At 66.9% G+C, this 16,230-nt stretch carries 16 protein-coding genes; 6 read left to right on the top strand and 10 right to left on the bottom strand.

Annotated elements, in window-relative coordinates:
• The first annotated feature begins 106 nt into the window (after positions 1 to 106).
• Both BCO18175_RS37495 and mctP read left to right on the top strand, forming a co-directional pair.
• Positions 107 to 349, top strand: coding sequence for a DUF3311 domain-containing protein (locus BCO18175_RS37495; RefSeq protein ID WP_011352801.1), 243 nt, complete (start codon positions 107 to 109; stop codon positions 347 to 349).
• Positions 346 to 1,896 (top strand): monocarboxylate uptake permease MctP, encoded by a 1,551-nt coding sequence (gene mctP, locus BCO18175_RS37490; RefSeq protein ID WP_174988609.1) that lies wholly within the window; start codon positions 346 to 348, stop codon positions 1,894 to 1,896. The genes BCO18175_RS37495 and mctP overlap by 4 nt, the downstream gene beginning before the upstream one ends.
• Positions 1,897 to 1,963: 67 nt before the next feature.
• Here the strand turns inward: mctP and BCO18175_RS37485 are convergent, their stop codons facing one another.
• The 5 genes from BCO18175_RS37485 to BCO18175_RS37465 form a co-directional block, all read right to left on the bottom strand.
• Positions 1,964 to 2,419 (bottom strand): VOC family protein, encoded by a 456-nt coding sequence (locus BCO18175_RS37485; protein WP_174967765.1) that lies wholly within the window; start codon positions 2,417 to 2,419, stop codon positions 1,964 to 1,966.
• 244 nt (positions 2,420 to 2,663) lie between these two features.
• Positions 2,664 to 3,617 (bottom strand): transaldolase, encoded by a 954-nt coding sequence (gene tal / locus BCO18175_RS37480; RefSeq protein ID WP_174915816.1) that lies wholly within the window; start codon positions 3,615 to 3,617, stop codon positions 2,664 to 2,666.
• Between the two features lie 168 nt (positions 3,618 to 3,785).
• The gene (locus tag BCO18175_RS37475; RefSeq protein WP_174988607.1) at positions 3,786 to 4,997 is read right to left on the bottom strand and encodes a benzoate/H(+) symporter BenE family transporter; all 1,212 of its coding nucleotides are present in this window, start codon (positions 4,995 to 4,997) and stop codon (positions 3,786 to 3,788) included.
• Between the two features lie 54 nt (positions 4,998 to 5,051).
• Positions 5,052 to 6,227, bottom strand: coding sequence for a vWA domain-containing protein (locus tag BCO18175_RS37470; protein WP_034184810.1), 1,176 nt, complete (start codon positions 6,225 to 6,227; stop codon positions 5,052 to 5,054).
• Between the two features lie 27 nt (positions 6,228 to 6,254).
• Complete coding sequence (locus BCO18175_RS37465) at positions 6,255 to 7,097, bottom strand: AAA family ATPase (protein WP_011352794.1); 843 nt, start codon at positions 7,095 to 7,097, stop codon at positions 6,255 to 6,257.
• A 246-nt stretch (positions 7,098 to 7,343) separates the two neighbouring features.
• On the opposite strand from BCO18175_RS37465, the gene BCO18175_RS37460 reads away from it, so the two are divergent.
• Complete coding sequence (locus BCO18175_RS37460; protein ID WP_174915818.1) at positions 7,344 to 7,703, top strand: c-type cytochrome; 360 nt, start codon at positions 7,344 to 7,346, stop codon at positions 7,701 to 7,703.
• Between the two features lie 40 nt (positions 7,704 to 7,743).
• A complete protein-coding gene (locus tag BCO18175_RS37455; protein WP_027786804.1) occupies positions 7,744 to 8,103 on the top strand; it encodes a c-type cytochrome in 360 nt (119 codons plus the stop codon).
• A gap of 106 nt (positions 8,104 to 8,209) precedes the next feature.
• Here the strand turns inward: BCO18175_RS37455 and BCO18175_RS37450 are convergent, their stop codons facing one another.
• The gene (locus BCO18175_RS37450; RefSeq protein ID WP_438820529.1) at positions 8,210 to 8,692 is read right to left on the bottom strand and encodes a DUF1841 family protein; all 483 of its coding nucleotides are present in this window, start codon (positions 8,690 to 8,692) and stop codon (positions 8,210 to 8,212) included.
• Positions 8,693 to 8,978: 286 nt separating this feature from the next.
• Between BCO18175_RS37450 and BCO18175_RS37445 the strand changes: the two genes are divergently transcribed.
• On the top strand, positions 8,979 to 9,908 hold the full coding sequence (locus BCO18175_RS37445; RefSeq protein WP_174988603.1) for a DMT family transporter: 930 nt from the start codon (positions 8,979 to 8,981) through the stop codon (positions 9,906 to 9,908).
• A gap of 151 nt (positions 9,909 to 10,059) precedes the next feature.
• Here BCO18175_RS37445 and nth read toward each other — a convergent pair whose 3' ends face one another.
• Entirely contained in the window at positions 10,060 to 10,704 is a 645-nt protein-coding gene (nth, locus tag BCO18175_RS37440) for an endonuclease III (protein WP_174988601.1), read from the bottom strand.
• Positions 10,701 to 11,702, bottom strand: a complete 1,002-nt coding sequence (rsxB, locus tag BCO18175_RS37435; protein ID WP_174988599.1) for an electron transport complex subunit RsxB — start codon at positions 11,700 to 11,702, stop codon at positions 10,701 to 10,703. Before rsxB ends, nth begins: the two co-directional genes overlap by 4 nt.
• Positions 11,703 to 11,858: 156 nt before the next feature.
• On the opposite strand from rsxB, the gene BCO18175_RS37430 reads away from it, so the two are divergent.
• A complete protein-coding gene (locus BCO18175_RS37430; RefSeq protein WP_129512661.1) occupies positions 11,859 to 12,491 on the top strand; it encodes a TetR family transcriptional regulator in 633 nt (210 codons plus the stop codon).
• Between the two features lie 88 nt (positions 12,492 to 12,579).
• Here BCO18175_RS37430 and BCO18175_RS37425 read toward each other — a convergent pair whose 3' ends face one another.
• Together BCO18175_RS37425 and BCO18175_RS37420 are read right to left on the bottom strand one after the other, a co-directional pair.
• Positions 12,580 to 14,061, bottom strand: a complete 1,482-nt coding sequence (locus tag BCO18175_RS37425; RefSeq protein ID WP_174988598.1) for a polyhydroxyalkanoate depolymerase — start codon at positions 14,059 to 14,061, stop codon at positions 12,580 to 12,582.
• A 212-nt stretch (positions 14,062 to 14,273) separates the two neighbouring features.
• Complete coding sequence (locus BCO18175_RS37420; RefSeq protein ID WP_174971757.1) at positions 14,274 to 16,103, bottom strand: glycoside hydrolase family 15 protein; 1,830 nt, start codon at positions 16,101 to 16,103, stop codon at positions 14,274 to 14,276.
• Between the last annotated feature and the right edge of the window lie 127 nt (positions 16,104 to 16,230).

The raw sequence follows: 16,230 nt of genomic DNA, 5'->3' as shown, positions 1-16,230 counted from the left end.
CTATACTGGCGCGAAGCCAGGGGAGCCGCAGCCTACCCGTTTTGCGCTCCTCTCGGCGCCGTACCCGCTCAACAAGATCGATAACCGGGAAAGATGAGGAGACGTCATGGCTCACGATGCCGACGCCAACCGGGCCGCCAAGCGCTGGCTCTGGCTGCTGGTACTGCCGCTGATTGCGATGGTCTGGGTACCGTCGTACAGCAAGATCGAACCGCAATGGTTGGGTTTTCCGTTTTTCTACTGGTACCAGTTGCTCTGGGTCTTCATTAGCGCGGTGATCACCGCGTTCGTATACTTCAAGACCAAGAACGCGTGGAAGGCGAGCGGCCCGCAGGGAGGTGCGCGATGAATCTCGGCGCAACCTTCGTCTTCGTCCTGCTGTTCATCGGCGTCACGATCATCGGTTTCCTGGCCGCGAACTGGCGGCGCGGCGATCTCGCCCATCTCGACGAATGGGGCCTCGGCGGACGCCGCTTCGGCACGATCGTCACGTGGTTCCTGCTCGGCGGCGACCTCTACACGGCGTACACATTCGTCGCGGTGCCCGCGCTCGTGTTCGGCGCCGGCGCGATGGGCTTCTTCGCACTGCCTTATACGATCCTGATTTATCCGTTTGCGTTCGTCGTGTTCCCGAAGTTGTGGAGCATCGCGAAGCGGCACGGCTACGTGACCGCCGCCGACTTCGTCAACGCGCGCTACGGCAGCCGCATGCTCGCGCTTGCGATCGCGGTGACGGGCATCGTCGCGACGATGCCGTACATCGCGCTGCAGCTCGTCGGGATCGAAGTGGTGATCGGTGCGCTCGGCTTCGACACGACCGGCTTCGTCGGCGACCTGCCGCTGATCATCGCGTTCGCGATCCTCGCCGCGTACACGTACACGTCGGGCCTGCGCGCGCCCGCGATGATCGCGATCGTCAAGGACATCCTGATCTACATCACGATCGCCGCGGCGGTCATCGTGATCCCGGCGAAGCTGGGCGGCTTCGGGCACATCTTCGCGAGTGTGCCGCCTGCGAAGCTGCTGTTGAAGGCGCCCGACGCGATGAGCCTGAACGGCTACAGCGCGTATGCGACGCTCGCGATCGGCTCGGCGCTCGCGCTGTTCCTGTATCCGCACTCGGTCACGGCGATCCTGTCGTCGTCGTCCGGCAACTCGATTCGCCGCAACATGGCGATGCTGCCCGCATATTCGTTCGTGCTTGGCCTGCTCGCGCTGCTCGGCTACATGGCGCTCGCATCGGGCGTGAAGGACATGCCGCAGTACGCGCCGTACTTCAAGGCGTTCGGCCCGAACTTCGCGGTGCCCGCGCTGTTCCTCCAGTATTTCCCGTCGTGGTTCGTCGGCGTCGCGTTCGCGGCGATCGGCATCGGCGCGCTGGTGCCGGCGGCGATCATGTCGATCGCGGCCGCGAACCTGTACACGCGCAACATTCACCGCGAGTTCGTGAACCGCAACATGTCGCACGAGCAGGAAACGCACGTCGCGAAGCTCGTGTCGCTGATCGTGAAGGTCGGCGCCGTCGCGTTCATTCTCGGGCTGCCGCTGACGTACGCGATCCAGCTGCAACTGCTCGGCGGGATCTGGATCATCCAGACGCTGCCCGCGATCGTGCTCGGCCTGTACACGCGCGTGCTCGACCATCGCGGCCTGCTGGCCGGCTGGGCGGCGGGCATCGTGTGCGGCACGTGGATGGCGGTTTCGCTGAAGCTTGCCAGCTCGATCTTCACGATCCACCTGTTCGGTCTTGCGATTCCCGGCTACGCGGCCGTGTGGTCGCTGGTCGTGAACCTGGTGGTGGCGGTGGTGGTGAGCGTGCTGGTGCGCGTGATGGGCATGGCGCATGCGGAGGATCGCACGCGGCCGGAGGACTATCTCGACGTGGTGGAAGGCTGACGCTGCCTGCACGGCCACGCAATGAAAAAGCCCGCCACCGGCAAGGTGGCGGGCTTTGTCTTTCGTGTTATCCCTGCGCGCGTTGCGCGAGGTCCTCGCGCTGCGACAGGTCTTCGACGTTGACCATCCAGTGCACGCCGAAACGATCCTTCGCCATCCCGAAGCCGAGCGCCCAGAACGTCTTGCCGAACGGCATCGTCACTTCGCCGCCGTCGGCGAGCGCATTGAACAGCTTCTGGCCTTCCTCGACCGTCGCCGGGTTCAGCGACAGCGAATAGCCGGCGTGCATGCCGCCGCCGGGCTGGCTGCAGTCGCCGTCCGAGCACATGATCATCGAGTCGCCGATCGTGAAGCTCGCATGCATGACCTTGTCGGCCATCTCCGGCGTCATCGGGTAGTCGGGATTCGGCGGCGCATCCTTGAAGTGCATCTTGAACATCGTCTTTGCACCGAGTGCCTTTTCGTAGAACTGAAGGGCTTCGTCGGCGCGACCGTAGAACGTCAGGTACGGTTGGACTTGCATCGTTGTCTCCTGTATTGAGGGGGCCGGCCTGCGCTTCCGCGCGGGTTCGGCGTCGTACAAGACTGACTGGGAAAGGGTGCCTCGGGAGGCGGCCGTCGCACCCGTGACGTGGATTGTAGTGCGCGTGCTTGACGATGGAATGAAAAATAAAAACGGCCGCGAACATGACGTTCGCGGCCGTGTGCGGTGTGCGTGCTGACGGCTGTTGCCAGTGTTGCTGACAGCCGCTGACGCGTGTCGCGGCTTAGCGCAGCGAGTCGATCAGCTTCTCGAGCTTCACCGCATCGGCGGCGAATACGCGGATGCCTTCGGCGAGCTTTTCGGTCGCCATCGCGTCGTCGTTCAGCTGGAAGCGGAACGCTGCCTCGTCGATCGCGACGCGCGCGGCGGGCTTGTCCTGCAGCGCCTCCGGCGACAGCTTGCGCGTGACCGTCTCGTTGCTGTCCTGCAGCTTCTGCAGCAAATCGGGACTGATCGTCAGCAGGTCGCAGCCGGCGAGTTCGGTGATCTGGCTGGTTGTGCGGAAGCTCGCGCCCATCACTTCGGTGTTGTAGCCGAACGTCTTGTAGTACGTGTAGATGCGGCGCACCGACAGCACGCCCGGATCGTTCGCGCCGCCGTCCTTCTCTTCATTCCACTCCGCGCCGGCCTGCTTCTTGTACCAGTCGTAGATGCGGCCGACGAACGGCGAGATCAGCTGCGCGCCGGCTTCCGCGCATGCGGCGGCCTGCACGAGCGAGAAAAGCAGGGTCATGTTGCACTTGATCCCTTCCTTCTGCAGCACTTCGGCCGCGCGGATGCCTTCCCACGTCGATGCGAGCTTGATCAGGATGCGCTCGCGGCCGATACCGGCTGCTTCGTACAGCTTGATGAGCTCGCGGCCCTTGTCGATCGAACGCTGCGTGTCGAACGACAGGCGTGCGTCGACCTCGGTCGACACGCGGCCCGGGATCAGCTTCAGGATCTCGGTGCCGAATGCGATCAGCAGGCGGTCGATGATGAAATCGGTGCTTTCGTTGCGATGATCGCGGACGGTTTTCTCGAGGATCGGCTTGTACGCATCCTTCTGGACGGCCTTCAGGATCAGCGACGGGTTCGTGGTCGCGTCCTGAGGCTGGTATTGCGCAAGCTGCTGGAAATCGCCCGTGTCGGCGACGACGGTCGTGTACTGCTTCAGCTGGTCGAGTGCGGTAGTCATGGCGATTCGGAAGAAGGGCGCAAGGCGCCGGGTTCTCACGGGCCGCGCGAGCGCGGCGGCGAAGCGAGGCGGCGCTGGGCACCGCCTCCGATCCGCTATTCTAGGCCCGATTCGTGTCGCGCACGTTCTGGCGTGTCCGAAGGCCGCGGCGGCGGGCGCCGTGCCGCGTCACGCGGGGCGGCGCGCGTTCAGGATCACCTGCGTGACGATCCCCGCGACGAGCCCCCAGAATGCCGAGCCGATCGACAGCAGCGTGAGGCCCGACGCGGTGACCATGAACGTGACGAGCGCGGCTTCGCGCTGCTTCACGTCCTGCATCGCGTTCGCGAGCCCGCTCATGATCGAGCCGAACAGCGCGAGCGCGGCGACCGACACGACAAGCGCCTTCGGCAGCGCCGCGAACAGCGCGGCGATCGTCGCGCCGAAGATCCCCGCGATCAGGTAGAACGTGCCGCACCATACGGCGGCCGTATAGCGCTTCGCGCGATCCTCGTGCGCTTCCGGGCCCGTGCAGATCGCGGCCGTGATCGCCGCGAGGTTGACCCCGTGCGAGCCGAACGGTGCGAGCAGCAGCGACGCGAGGCCGGTGGTCGCGATCAGGGGCGACGACGGGGTCTGATAGCCGTCCGCGCGCAGCACCGCGATGCCCGGCACGTTCTGCGACGCCATCGCGACGACGAACAGCGGAATGCCGATGCTGACGATCGATGCGATCGAGAACGCGGGCATCGTGAACACGGGCTTCGCGAACGCGATGTGAAAGCCACTGAAGTCGAGCAGGCCGAGACCGCCGGCGACCGCCGTGCCGACGATCAGCGTCGTCACGATCGCATAGCGCGGCGCGAGCCGCTTGACGATCAGGTACGTGAAGAACATCGCGAGCACGAGCGCCGTCTGGAACTGTGCGGCGCGGAAGATCTCGATGCCGATCTCGAACAGGATGCCCGCGAGCAGCGCGGCTGCGATGCCGGCCGGAATCTTGCGCATCAGCGTATCGAACAGCCCGCTCACGCCGACGGCCGTCAGCAGCACCGCGCAGACGATGAACGCACCGATCGCCTCGGGGTAGGGCACGCCGGGCAGCGACGCGATCAGCAGCGCGGCGCCGGGCGTCGACCATGCGACGACGACGGGCGCGCGAAAGCGCAGCGACAGGCCGATCGTCGTCAGCGCCATGCCGATCGACAGCGCCCAGATCCACGACGAGATCTGCGCATCGGTGAGGTGGGCGGCGCGGCCGGCCTGGAACATCAGCACGAGCGAGCTCGTGTAGCCCGTCATCATCGCGACGAAGCCGGCGACGAGTGCCGACACGGAGGTATCGGCGAAAAAGCGGCGGCCGCCGGCGCGGCTGGCGCTCGCGGTGGGCGAGGGGTTCATGCTATCTCCGGGGGGAGGCCGCTCGGACGCGGCCTTCGTGCTGGGTGGGTGTCGTTACTTGCTGAGTGCGCGCATCGCGGTTTCGAGGCCCGCGAGCGTGAGCGGATACATGCGATGGCCGAGCAGGTCGCGGATCACCGCGACCGACTGCCGGTATTCCCATAGCCGCTCGGGCTCGGGGTTCAGCCACGCATGATGGGGGAACTGGTCGGCGAGGCGGCGCAGCCACACGGCGCCCGCTTCCGGGTTGTTGTATTCGACCGAGCCGCCGGGCTGCAGCACTTCGTACGGGCTCATCGTTGCATCGCCGACGAAGATCAGCTTGTAGTCGGGCGTGAACTTGTGCAGCACGTCCCACGTCGCGGTGCGTTCCGAGTGGCGGCGGCGGTTGTTCTTCCACAGGTGGTCGTACACGCAGTTGTGGAAGTAGAAGAATTCCAGGTGCTTGAATTCGGCCTTCGCGGCCGAGAACAGCTCTTCGGTGCGCTTGATGTGATCGTCCATCGAGCCGCCGACGTCGAGCAGCATCAGCACCTTCACGTTGTTGTGGCGCTCGGGCACCATCCGCAGGTCGAGCCAGCCCGCGTTCGCGGCGGTGCTGCGGATCGTGCCGGGCAGGTCGAGCTCCTCGGCGGCGCCTTCGCGCGCGAAGCGGCGCAGCCGCCGCAGCGCGACCTTGATGTTGCGCGTGCCGATCTCGACGGAATCGTCGTAGTCGCGGTACGCGCGCGCTTCCCACACCTTCACCGCGGTGCGGTTGCCGTTCGACGGGCCGCCGATGCGCACGCCTTCCGGGTTGTAGCCGCCGTGCCCGAACGGCGACGTGCCGCCGGTGCCGATCCACTTGTTGCCGCCTTCGTGGCGTTCCTTCTGCTCGTCGAGCAGTTCCTTCAGGCGCTCCATCAGCTTGTCGAGGCCGCCCATCGCTTCGATTTGCGCCTTCTCCTCCGGCGACAGCTCGCGCTCGAGGCGCTTCTCGAGCCAGTCGAGCGGAATGTCGAACGCTTCGGACGGCAGTGCGGACACGCCATGGAAATACGCGCCGAACGCCTGGTCGAACTTGTCGAAGTACTGCTCGTCCTTGACGAGCGTCATCCGCGCGAGAAAGTAGAACGCGTCGATCGACGGCGAGATCAGCCCGGCCTTCAGCGATTCGAGCAGCGTCAGGTATTCCTTCACCGAGACGGGCAGCTTGGCTGCGCGCAGCGCGTAGAAGAAATTGAGCAGCATGGCCGGGCCTTCGCGGATGGGGGAGGATTACCGGTTGTGCCGGTTCATGTAGACGAGCCGTTCGAGCAGGCTCAGGTCCTGCTCGTTCTTCAGCAGCGCACCCGCGAGCGGCGGCACGATCTGCTTCGCGTCCACGCCGCGCAACTGGTCGGCCGGGATGTTCTCGGCGAGCAGCAGCTTCAGCCAGTCGAGCAGCTCGGACGTCGATGGCTTCTTCTTCAGGCCCGACACGCCGCGCAATTCGAAGAAACTCTCGAGCGCCGCGCGCAGCAGCTCCTCGCGGATGTCCGGGAAATGAACCGCGACGATCTTCTGCATCGTCGCCGGGTCGGGAAACTGGATGTAGTGGAAGAAGCAGCGGCGCAGGAACGCGTCGGGCAGCTCCTTCTCGTTGTTCGACGTGATGATGACGAGCGGGCGGTGCTTCGCGCGGACCGTTTCACGGGTTTCGTACACGTGAAATTCCATCCGGTCGAGCTCGCGCAGCAGGTCGTTCGGGAATTCGATGTCGGCCTTGTCGATTTCGTCGATCAGCAGCACGCTCGGGTGCTCGGCATCGAACGCCTGCCACAGCACACCCTTGACGATGTAGTTCGAGATGTCCTTCACGCGCTCGTCGCCGAGCTGCGAATCGCGCAGCCGCGACACGGCGTCGTATTCGTACAGGCCCTGCTGCGCCTTCGTGGTCGACTTGATGTGCCACTGCAGCAGCGGCATGTCGAGCGCGGCGGCCACTTCCTCGGCGAGCATCGTCTTGCCGGTGCCGGGCTCGCCCTTGATGAGGAGCGGGCGTTGCAGCGTCAGCGCGGCATTGACCGCGAGCTTCAGATCGTCGGTGGCGACGTAGTGCGAGGACCCTTCGAAACGCATGGCGGCGCTCTTCTCAATCGGGGAAAAAAACCCAGTATAAGTCAGAAGGGCTGTCCGGTTGGGCCGCGCCCGCGTATCGTTGCGGGGCTGTGGCGGGGCGAACCGGGGCGCCTTGTGGACGCGTTCCCCGCCGACGCGGTACAATCTGGCCGTTTTTTTTGGCCTGCGTGGCGACCTGACAAGCATAACGGCGCGGGCCGTTGCCGCTTTGGCGCCAGTTTCCCCTCAAGCTAGGTTACAAGAGCTATGAACAAATTCGTCGGCAAACACGTCGTTGTCGCAGCGCTCGTGGCGCTCGCGGGCAGCGCGCAGGCGGCCGGTGTGGTCGGCAACCCGAAGGACGGGGCGAGCAAGGCCGCCATGTGCATCGGTTGCCACGGCATCCAGGACTACCGCGCGGCGTACCCGGAGGTCTACCGGGTGCCTGTCCTCGGCGGCCAGAACCAGCAATACCTCGAGAACGCGCTGAAGGCCTACCGCAAGAAGGATCGTCACTTCCCGTCGATGAATGCGATCGCCGGTTCGCTGACGGACCAGGACATCGCGGATCTGTCGGCGTACTACGCCGTCCAGAAGGCCGACACGAAGGACAATCCCTACAAGTAAAGCGCGCGCCGCCGATCTGACCGGCGGGACAGGAGCATTCATGAACAACGCATTCAAGACGGCGGCGGTTGCACTGGCGGCCGGCCTCGCGATCGGTACCGCACACGCGGCGGACATCACGAAGGGCAAGGAACTGGTCGAATCGCACAACTGTGCCGCCTGCCACGGCGCGCAGATGAACAAGCCGATCAACGCAGAATATCCGCGCCTCGCCGGCCAGCATGCCGACTACCTCGTGTGGGCGATGCGCCAGTACCAGATGGGCCTGACGAACCCGCTGCTCGGTCGCAACAACGCGATCATGCAGGCGCAGGTGCAGAGCCTGTCGGTCAGCGACATGAAGGACATCGCGGCCTACATCGAGTCGCTGAAAGAAACCGATCTCGTGTTCAAGAAGTAAGCACGACGGGCCCGACGGGCCCGCGTAGCAAAAATACCCCGCCTCGGCGGGGTATTTTTTTGTCCGCGCTCCGGCCGCCACGTGGCGTGGGCGGGCGTCTCGGCGCTCAGTCGCGCGATGCGCGGCGCAGGATGCGCTGCAGGTACGCGTCGGTGTCGGGCGGCGTGCCGGTGCGCTGCGCTTCCCAGATCGTCTCGCCGAGGCATTCCATGATCGAATGCTGCGCTTCGTGGGTCGAGTCGAGCTTGGCCGCCAGCTTGTCGTGCGCAGCGCGGATGCCGGGCGGCTGGTCGATCGACAGCTGCTCGCTGATCGCGAGGTGCATCGACAGGTGCAGGAACGGGTTCGTGCGGCCTTCCTCGGGCGTGTACTCGCGCGCGGTCGCGCCATCGGCGTCGGCGAGTTCGTCGTGGTATTCGGGATGCTCGACGATCCAGTCGGCTGCCATCGCTTCCAGCGGCGTCAGGATCTCGCCGGCGCGCTGCTTGCGCCAGGTCTCGGTGAAAAAGCGACGCACTTCGTCGCGGCTTGGATTGAACATGGTGGGGGAAACGTCGTGATTCGGACGGCGTGATGCCGCGTCGCGCATTGTACGCCGGGTCGGCGGACGGCGCTGGCGGCGGGCGGGAGCGGGTTGTGCGGCAGCCGTGGCGGCGACGATTGCCCGCCAGCCGCCAGCCGCCAGCCGCCAGCCGCCAGCCGCCAGCCGCCAGCCGCCAGCCGCCAGCCGCACGCAGTACAGGTGCTCGGTGCCGGCCGGTCGCCAGCGTCCTCCCTCGGCATCCGGGAACGGGTAAGCGCGGGCTAGGCTCGCCACCGTCGCACCGTTACACTCCGACGATTTCCGTCGCCACGCCGCTCGCACCCGTTCCGTCATGACCGCCACCGCCCGCCCATCGTCCGCCGCCCTGCAGGGCACGCTCTACGTCGCGCTGTCCGCCGCCGCGTTCGGCGCGATGGCGATCTTCGGCCGCTACGCGTACGCGGCCGGCGTGGATGTGCTCGGGCTGCTGATCGTGCGCTTCGCGATCGGCGGGGCGGTGCTCGCCGCGATCGCACGGCATCGCCGCGTCACCTGGCCGCGCGGGCGCGCGCTCGCGCCGCTCGTGGCGATGGGCGCGCTCGGCTACGTCGGGCAGTCGTTCTGCTATTTCAGCGCGTTGCAACACGCGCAGGCGAGCCTCGTCGCGCTGCTGCTGTACCTGTATCCGGCCTTCGTCACGCTGCTGGCCGCCTGGTGGCTCGGCGAGCGCCTCACGCGCGCGAAGGCCGTCGCGCTCGTGCTCTGCGTCGCGGGTTCGGCGCTGATGGTCGGCGGCGGGCATGGCGAGCCGCTCGGGATCGCGCTCGCGCTGGCCGCCGCGGTGATCTATTCGCTGTACATCGTCGGCGGCACGAAGGCGACGCGCGGCGTCGATCCGCTTGCGACCACCGCGATCATCTGCCTGTCGGCGACCGCGACGCTCGTGGCGATCGCCGTCGTGCGAACCGCGGCGTTCGGCGCGCCGCCGCGCTGGCCCGCGACGTCCGGCGGCTGGGCGTCGATGCTCGCGATCGCGCTCGTGTCGACGGTCGCGGCGATGCTCGCGTTCTTTGCCGGGCTCGAACGGCTCGGGGCCGCGCGCACGTCGATGCTGTCGACGCTCGAACCGGTCGTGACGGTCGCGCTCGCGGCGCTGCTGTTCGGCGAAGCGCTGTCGCCGCTGCAGTGGGCGGGCGGCGTCGCGATTCTGGCTGCCGTGCTGGCGCTGGTACGCGCGGGCGGCGCGGCGGCCGACGACGCAACGGCGACGTCCAACGCGTAGCTTGGAAGGGGAAAGCAGGGGCGATGGCGCGGGTGGCTACGCTGTCGCGGCTGCAGGTTACCGGCGGAACAACGGCCGATGGGGCATGCAACGAGTGTCCGGCCGCATGACGCCGGGCGGCAGCCTGCGGCCGGTCAGCCGCGGCTGCGCGTCACTCCATGGGCGGTGGCGTCTTCGGCCTGAATTCGCACAGCGGCTCGATCGCGCAGTGCCAGCATTCAGGCTTGCGGGCCTTGCACACGTAGCGCCCGTGCAGGATCAGCCAGTGATGCGCATCCTGCAGGAATTCCTTCGGCGTGAACTTCTCGAGTGCGGCCTCGACGGCGCGCACGTCCTTGCCCGGCGCGAGCCCCGTGCGGTTCGCGACCCGGAAGATATGCGTGTCGACCGCGATCGTCGGCTGGCCGAACGCAGTGTTCAGCACGACGTTCGCGGTCTTGCGGCCGACGCCGGGCAACCCCTCGAGCGCTTCGCGATCGGCCGGCACCTCGCCGTCGTAGCGGTCGAGCAGGATCCGGCACGTCGCGACCACGTTCTTCGCCTTGGTCCGGTACAGGCCGATCGTCTTGATGTACTCGGTGACGCCTTCTTCGCCGAGTGCGACGATTTGTCGCGGGGTGTTCGCGACCGGAAACATCTTCCGCATCGCCTTGTTGACCGATACGTCGGTCGCCTGCGCGGACAGCATCACGGCGATCAGCAGCTCGAACGGCGTCGAGTACTCGAGCTCGGTGGTCGGATGCGGATTGAGGCTCTGCAGCGTTTCGTAGATCGCGCGTCGTTTGCTGGCGTTCATGGCGTGTTCTGGTCGGGCGGTGCGGACGGGCCGCCCGGGCCGTCGTTGCCTGCGTCGTTCTCGTCGTCGCCGTTCGCGGCCGCTGCTTCGGCGTCGCGTTGGGCCTGCTGTTCGGCGAGCCGTTTGCGGCGTGCCTCGGCCGCGTCGATCTGTGCCTGGACGGCCGCGCTCACACCTTCGGTGTTCTTCGGCCCGGCGTCTTGCCCGGACAGTTCTTCCTTCTTCTTGCGCGCCCGTTCGAGCGCGGCGGCGATGATCGCGCGCTTCTTCGCTTCGGCGTCGTCAGCGGCCGGTGCGGCGGCCGGCGCGGCAGATTGCGTTTCCGCTTGTGCCGCAGCCGGCTTCGCGGCACTGGCCGCGCGGCGTGCTGCTGCGCGCGCTTCGGCGGCCTCGCGTTCGCGGCGCTGGCGCGCGAGCCGCAGGTCGTGGCGTTCGCGCGCGGCATCGGCCTGTTCCTGCGACCACGCGTCCCAGCCGGTGCGATCGCCGGTCACCGGCAGCATCGCGATGCAGTCGACCGGGCAGGGCGGCACGCACAGGTCGCAACCGGTGCACAGCGACTCGATGATCGTGTGCATCTGCTTCGGCGCGCCGACGATCGCGTCGACCGGGCACGCCTGCATGCACAGCGTGCAGCCGATGCACAGGCTTTCGTCGATGAAGGCGACCGCGCGCGGATGCTCGCTGCCGTTGACGGGGTTCAGCGGAATCACCGGTTTGCCGAGCAGGCTCGAGAGGCGCGCGATGCCTTCGGCGCCGCCGGGCGGGCACTGGTTGTAGTTCGCGTCGCCGGCGGCGATTGCCTCGGCGTACGGACGGCAGCCGTTATAGCCGCACTTCGTGCATTGCGTCTGGGGAAGCAGATCTTCGATGCGATCTGCGAGTGTCTTGGAATCGGTCACGGTGACAACGGGCGCAGCGGCGCCGAATGGCTCTCGGCCGCGTCGGGCGCGGCCGGAAAGGTTTGCCAAAGCTCGATTATCGCCGATTTCCCGCATTGCGCTGGACGCCGTCTGTGCGCATAATCGAACCGCTTTTTTGCAGGGGCTCAGCAGGAGGGCGGCCGCACGCGGCGCGCCCGTTCCAGGGCGGCCGGCGCCAAGGCGGTGGGGGTGCCGGTCCGGATCAAGCGGCTCACATAGCAAAACGCCACCATGAATCAGCCAAAAATCAAAAGAGATCCTGAAGGTACGCGCCGCCGCATCCTGATGGCGGCAGCCGAAGAGTTCGCGAGTGGAGGGCTGTTCGGCGCACGCGTCGACCAGATTGCGCGTCGGGCCGAAACCAACGAGCGCATGCTCTATTACTACTTCGGCAGCAAGGAGCAGCTGTTCACGGCCGTGCTCGAACACGCGTTCTCCGCGCTGACCGAGGCCGAACGCGTGCTCGACCTCGACGGCGTCGCGCCGGTCGAAGCCGTCACGCGGCTCGCGCATTTCGTTTGGGACTACTACCGCGACCATCCGGAATTGCTCAGGCTCATCAACAACGAGAACCTGCACGAGGCGCGCTACCTGCACAAGTCGACGCGGATCCGCGAAATGATGTCGCCGATCGTCGCGAAGCTCGGCAACGTGCTGACGCGCGGCCAGAAGGCCGGGCTGTTCCGCACCGACGTCGATCCGCTGCGCTTCTACGTCACGCTGTCGGGGCTCGGCTACTACATCGTGTCGAACCGCTTTACGCTCGCCGCCACGCTCGGCCGCGATTTCACCGACACCGACGAGCGCGCCGAGATGGTCCGGATGAACACCGAGGTACTGCTCGCGTATCTGCTGCGACGCTGATGCGCTGACCGCGCTGAAGCGGCCGCCGGATACAAAAACGCCGCCGTGCGCAGGCAACGGCGGCGTTTTTTCGTCTGAACGCGGTGCGTCAGGCGGCCTTGCGCGTGCGCACGGCTTTTGCGCGCGGGCTGCCGGTGGCGGCACGTTTCGCGGCCGGAGCAGCCTTGACGGGAGCCGGTGCGGCAGCCTTGGCCGGCGCCTTCGCGCGCGTGCGCTTCGCCGCGGTGGCACGCGACGTTTCGGCCGGTGCGTCGCCTGCCGGCACGGCGGAGAGCGTCGTGGCGGCAGGCGCTTCCGGGACATCCTTCGTCGCGCCGTGCTTCGGCTCCGGCGCATGCTCGCGGATGAAGTCGCGCAGCTGCGGATAGATGATCGTGCGCCAGCGGCGGCCCGAGAAAATCCCGTAGTGACCGCACTTCTCGGCGGTCAGGCTGCGGCGATCGTCTTGCGGGATGCCCGTGCACAGCTCGTGCGCGACGTGCGTCTGGCCGCTGCCGGAGATGTCGTCGAGTTCGCCTTCGATCGTCATCAGCGCGGTGCGCTTGATGTCCTGCGGACGCACGCGCTCGCCTTCGACATCCCACGTGCCTTCGGCCAGCCGGAATTCCTGGAATACGACGCGAATCGTCTCGAGGTAATACTCGGCGGCCATGTCGAGCACCGCGTTGTACTCGTCGTAGAAGCGGCGGTGCGCTTCGGCGTCATCCTCGTCGCCGCGCAGCAGGCTCTGGTAGAAATCCCAGTGCGATTGCGCGTGCCGCTCCGGGTTCATCGCGACGAAGCCCGTGTGCTGCAGGAAGCCCGGATACACCTGGCGGCCTTCGCCCGGATAGTTCGCCGGCACCGTATGGATCACGTTGTTCTCGAACCATGCGGTCGAGTGCTGCGTGGCAAGCGAATTCACCGACGTGGGGCTGCGGCGCGCATCGATCGGGCCGCCCATCATCGTCATCGTGAGCGGCGTGTCCTCGCCGCGGCTCGCCATCAGCGAGATCGCCGCGAGCACCGGCACCGTCGGCTGGCACACCGAAATCACGTGCAGGTTGCGCGCGCCGATGTGACGGATGAACTCCTGGATATACGCGATGTAGTCGTGCAGATGGAACGGGCCGGTCTCGATCGGCACCATCCGCGCGTCGATCCAGTCGGTGATGTAGACCTTGTGATCCTGCAGCAGCGTGCGCACGGTGTCGCGCAGCAGCGTCGAGTGGTGGCCCGACAGCGGCGCGCAGACCAGCACGACCGGTTCGTCCTTCAGCTGCGTGACGGCGTCGGCGTCGTCCGAATAGCGCTTGAAGCGCAGCAGCCGGCAGAACGGCTTCTCGACGATCGTCTGCTCGACGATCGGGATGTTGTGGCCGTCCTTGACGATCTGATGAATGTTGAATTCAGGCTTCTCGTAATCCTTGCCGAGCCGGTACATCAGTTCGTACGCGGCGGCCATCCGCGTCGCGCCCGGCATCAGCGAGAACGGGCTGGACGGATTGGCGAACGATTTGGACGCGGCCTGGGCCCAGGCCGTCAGCGGGCTCAGCATGGCGCGCTGGAATTCGTGCAGTTGGTAAAGCATGCAGACTACTCCCGCGTGGGGGACGGTGCGCAAGGGCGGCGTGGGGCGTCGCGGCGTGCCGTGTGGGTCAGCGACCGGCCATGTTGCACTGCAGCCGGACAATCGCGTCGATCATATCGGACAACGATGGGTGGTGCAATGCAACATTTCCCCGATTTTTCATCAAAGTTTTGTGATTTGACGTTCTCTGACCAAGCCGCTCGTGCCCCCGTTCAGCGCCCCGTCGCGACGGCCGGCGCGGGCTGGCCGGCTGCGCGCGCCATTGCGTCTTCGTGGTGCATCAGATTCATCGCGGTATGCACGAGCGCCACGTGGGAGAACGCCTGCGGGAAGTTGCCGACGAGCCGCCCGGCCACCGGGTCGTACTCCTCCGCGAGCAGCCCGAGGTCGTTCGACAGCGCGAGCAGTCGGCTGAACAGGCGGTGCGCGTCGTCGATTCGGCCCAGCAGCGCATAGTTGTCGACCAGCCAGAAGCTGCAAGCGAGAAACGTGCCTTCGCCGGGCGGCAGGCCGTCGTCGTAGTCGGTCGTGCGATAGCGCATCACGAGCCCGTCGTGCAGCAATTCCCGCTCGATCGCCTCGACCGTGCCGACGATGCGCGGATCTTCCGGCGGCAGGAAGCCGAGCAGCGGCATCAGCAGCACGCTCGCGTCGAGCTCGTCGCTGCCGTAGCTCTGCGCGAACGCCTGTTTGCCTTCGTGCCACGCGTTGTTGCACACGTCTGCATGGATCTGGTCGCGCAGCGCGCGCCAGCGGTCGAGCGAGCCGGGCAGCCGGAACATCTCCGCCGACTTGATCGCGCGGTCGAACGCGACCCACGCCATCACCTTCGAGAACGTGAAATGGCGGCGGCCGCCGCGCGTTTCCCAGATGCCTTCGTCGGGTTCCTGCCAGATCTTCTCGAGATGGTCGAGCAGCGCGCACTGCACGGACCAGACCGTGTCGTCGGCCTGCAGGCCGCCCACGCGTGCGAGGTGCAGCGCGGCCATCACCTCGCCGAACACGTCGAGCTGGAGCTGGTTCGCGGCGCCGTTGCCGACGCGCACCGGCTTCGAGTCCTGGTAGCCGGGCAGCCAGTCGAGCTCCATTTCCGGCAGCCGGCGCTCGCCGGCGATCCCGTACATGATCTGGATCTGTTCGGGCGAGCCGGCCATCACGCGGCCGAGCCACGTGCGCCACGCGCGCGCTTCGTCGTAGTAGCCGCCGCGCATCAGCGCGAGCAGCGTGATCGTCGCGTCGCGCAGCCAGCAGTAGCGGTAGTCCCAGTTGCGGTTGCCGCCGATCTTCTCGGGCAGCGACGTGGTCGGCGCGGCGACGATGCCGCCGGTCGGCTCGTACGCGAGCGCCTTCAACGTGATCAGCGACCGGCGCACGGCGGCCGCGTAGCGGCCCTGCACCTGGCAGCGGCCCGACCATTCGAGCCAGTAGTTTTCGGTGCGCGCGAGCATCGACAGCGGATCGCGCGCGGGCGGCAGCCGCAGGTGCGACGCCGCGTAGCTGAGCGAGAACGGCACGCGCTCATCGGCGCTCACCGTGAATTCCGCGAGCGTATGGAGGTTTTCGCCGGTGAGCGGCACCGGCGTGCGCAGCACGACGGTGTCGGGGCCGGCGATCGCCTTCATGCCGTCCTCGCGGGTCAGCTGCGTGACCCACGGGATCGAGAAGCCGTAGTCGAAGCGCAACACCAGCTCCATGCGCATCTTCATCGTGCCGTGGCGGCCGACGACGATCCGCACCAGTTCGGACCAGCCGTTGCCGGGCGGCATGAAGTCGACCACGGTGACGGCACCGTCGGCGCTTTCGTAGTCGGTTTCGAGAATCAGCGTGTCGCCGCGATAGCGGCGCGTCGTGTGCGTGATCGCGGCGTCGGCGGCCGGCGCGAGCAGCCAGCGGCCGTGCTCGGGGGTGCCGAGAAGCGCCGCGAAGCAGGCGCCCGAATCGAAGCGGGGCCAGCACAGCCAGTCGACGGAGCCGTCTTTAGCGATCAGCGCGGCGGTGTGGCCGTCGCCGACGAGGGCGTAGTCTTCGATCAGGGCAGGCATGGGCAGGCGATCCTTGGGTATTCGAGTTCACAATGCGGACGGCGGTGGCCAAGGCTTCACGCGCTGGCACCGCGCCCCGTATACTCGGCCGGGCGGCGGAGCGCATGAACGGCCGGCGTTTCGTCCT

The sequence above is a fragment of the Burkholderia lata genome (assembly GCF_902499335.1).
Lineage (GTDB): Bacteria > Pseudomonadota > Gammaproteobacteria > Burkholderiales > Burkholderiaceae > Burkholderia > Burkholderia lata_B.
The sequence above is the reverse complement of the archived record's forward strand: the minus strand, read 5'-3'. Positions and strand labels throughout refer to the sequence as shown.

Excerpts from the sequence above, each read along its gene's own strand:
- BCO18175_RS37495 (WP_011352801.1), top strand. The coding sequence starts at position 107 with ATGGCTCACGATGCCGACGCCAACCGGGCCGCCAAGCGCTGGCTCTGG.
- mctP (WP_174988609.1), top strand. The coding sequence starts at position 346 with ATGAATCTCGGCGCAACCTTCGTCTTCGTCCTGCTGTTCATCGGCGTC.
- BCO18175_RS37485 (WP_174967765.1), bottom strand. The coding sequence starts at position 2,419 with ATGCAAGTCCAACCGTACCTGACGTTCTACGGTCGCGCCGACGAAGCC.
- tal (WP_174915816.1), bottom strand. The coding sequence starts at position 3,617 with ATGACTACCGCACTCGACCAGCTGAAGCAGTACACGACCGTCGTCGCC.
- BCO18175_RS37475 (WP_174988607.1), bottom strand. The coding sequence starts at position 4,997 with ATGAACCCCTCGCCCACCGCGAGCGCCAGCCGCGCCGGCGGCCGCCGC.
- BCO18175_RS37470 (WP_034184810.1), bottom strand. The coding sequence starts at position 6,227 with ATGCTGCTCAATTTCTTCTACGCGCTGCGCGCAGCCAAGCTGCCCGTC.
- BCO18175_RS37465 (WP_011352794.1), bottom strand. The coding sequence starts at position 7,097 with ATGCGTTTCGAAGGGTCCTCGCACTACGTCGCCACCGACGATCTGAAG.
- BCO18175_RS37460 (WP_174915818.1), top strand. The coding sequence starts at position 7,344 with ATGAACAAATTCGTCGGCAAACACGTCGTTGTCGCAGCGCTCGTGGCG.
- BCO18175_RS37455 (WP_027786804.1), top strand. The coding sequence starts at position 7,744 with ATGAACAACGCATTCAAGACGGCGGCGGTTGCACTGGCGGCCGGCCTC.
- BCO18175_RS37450 (WP_438820529.1), bottom strand. The coding sequence starts at position 8,692 with ATGCGCGACGCGGCATCACGCCGTCCGAATCACGACGTTTCCCCCACC.
- BCO18175_RS37445 (WP_174988603.1), top strand. The coding sequence starts at position 8,979 with ATGACCGCCACCGCCCGCCCATCGTCCGCCGCCCTGCAGGGCACGCTC.
- nth (WP_174988601.1), bottom strand. The coding sequence starts at position 10,704 with ATGAACGCCAGCAAACGACGCGCGATCTACGAAACGCTGCAGAGCCTC.
- rsxB (WP_174988599.1), bottom strand. The coding sequence starts at position 11,702 with ATGCGGGAAATCGGCGATAATCGAGCTTTGGCAAACCTTTCCGGCCGC.
- BCO18175_RS37430 (WP_129512661.1), top strand. The coding sequence starts at position 11,859 with ATGAATCAGCCAAAAATCAAAAGAGATCCTGAAGGTACGCGCCGCCGC.
- BCO18175_RS37425 (WP_174988598.1), bottom strand. The coding sequence starts at position 14,061 with ATGCTTTACCAACTGCACGAATTCCAGCGCGCCATGCTGAGCCCGCTG.
- BCO18175_RS37420 (WP_174971757.1), bottom strand. The coding sequence starts at position 16,103 with ATGCCTGCCCTGATCGAAGACTACGCCCTCGTCGGCGACGGCCACACC.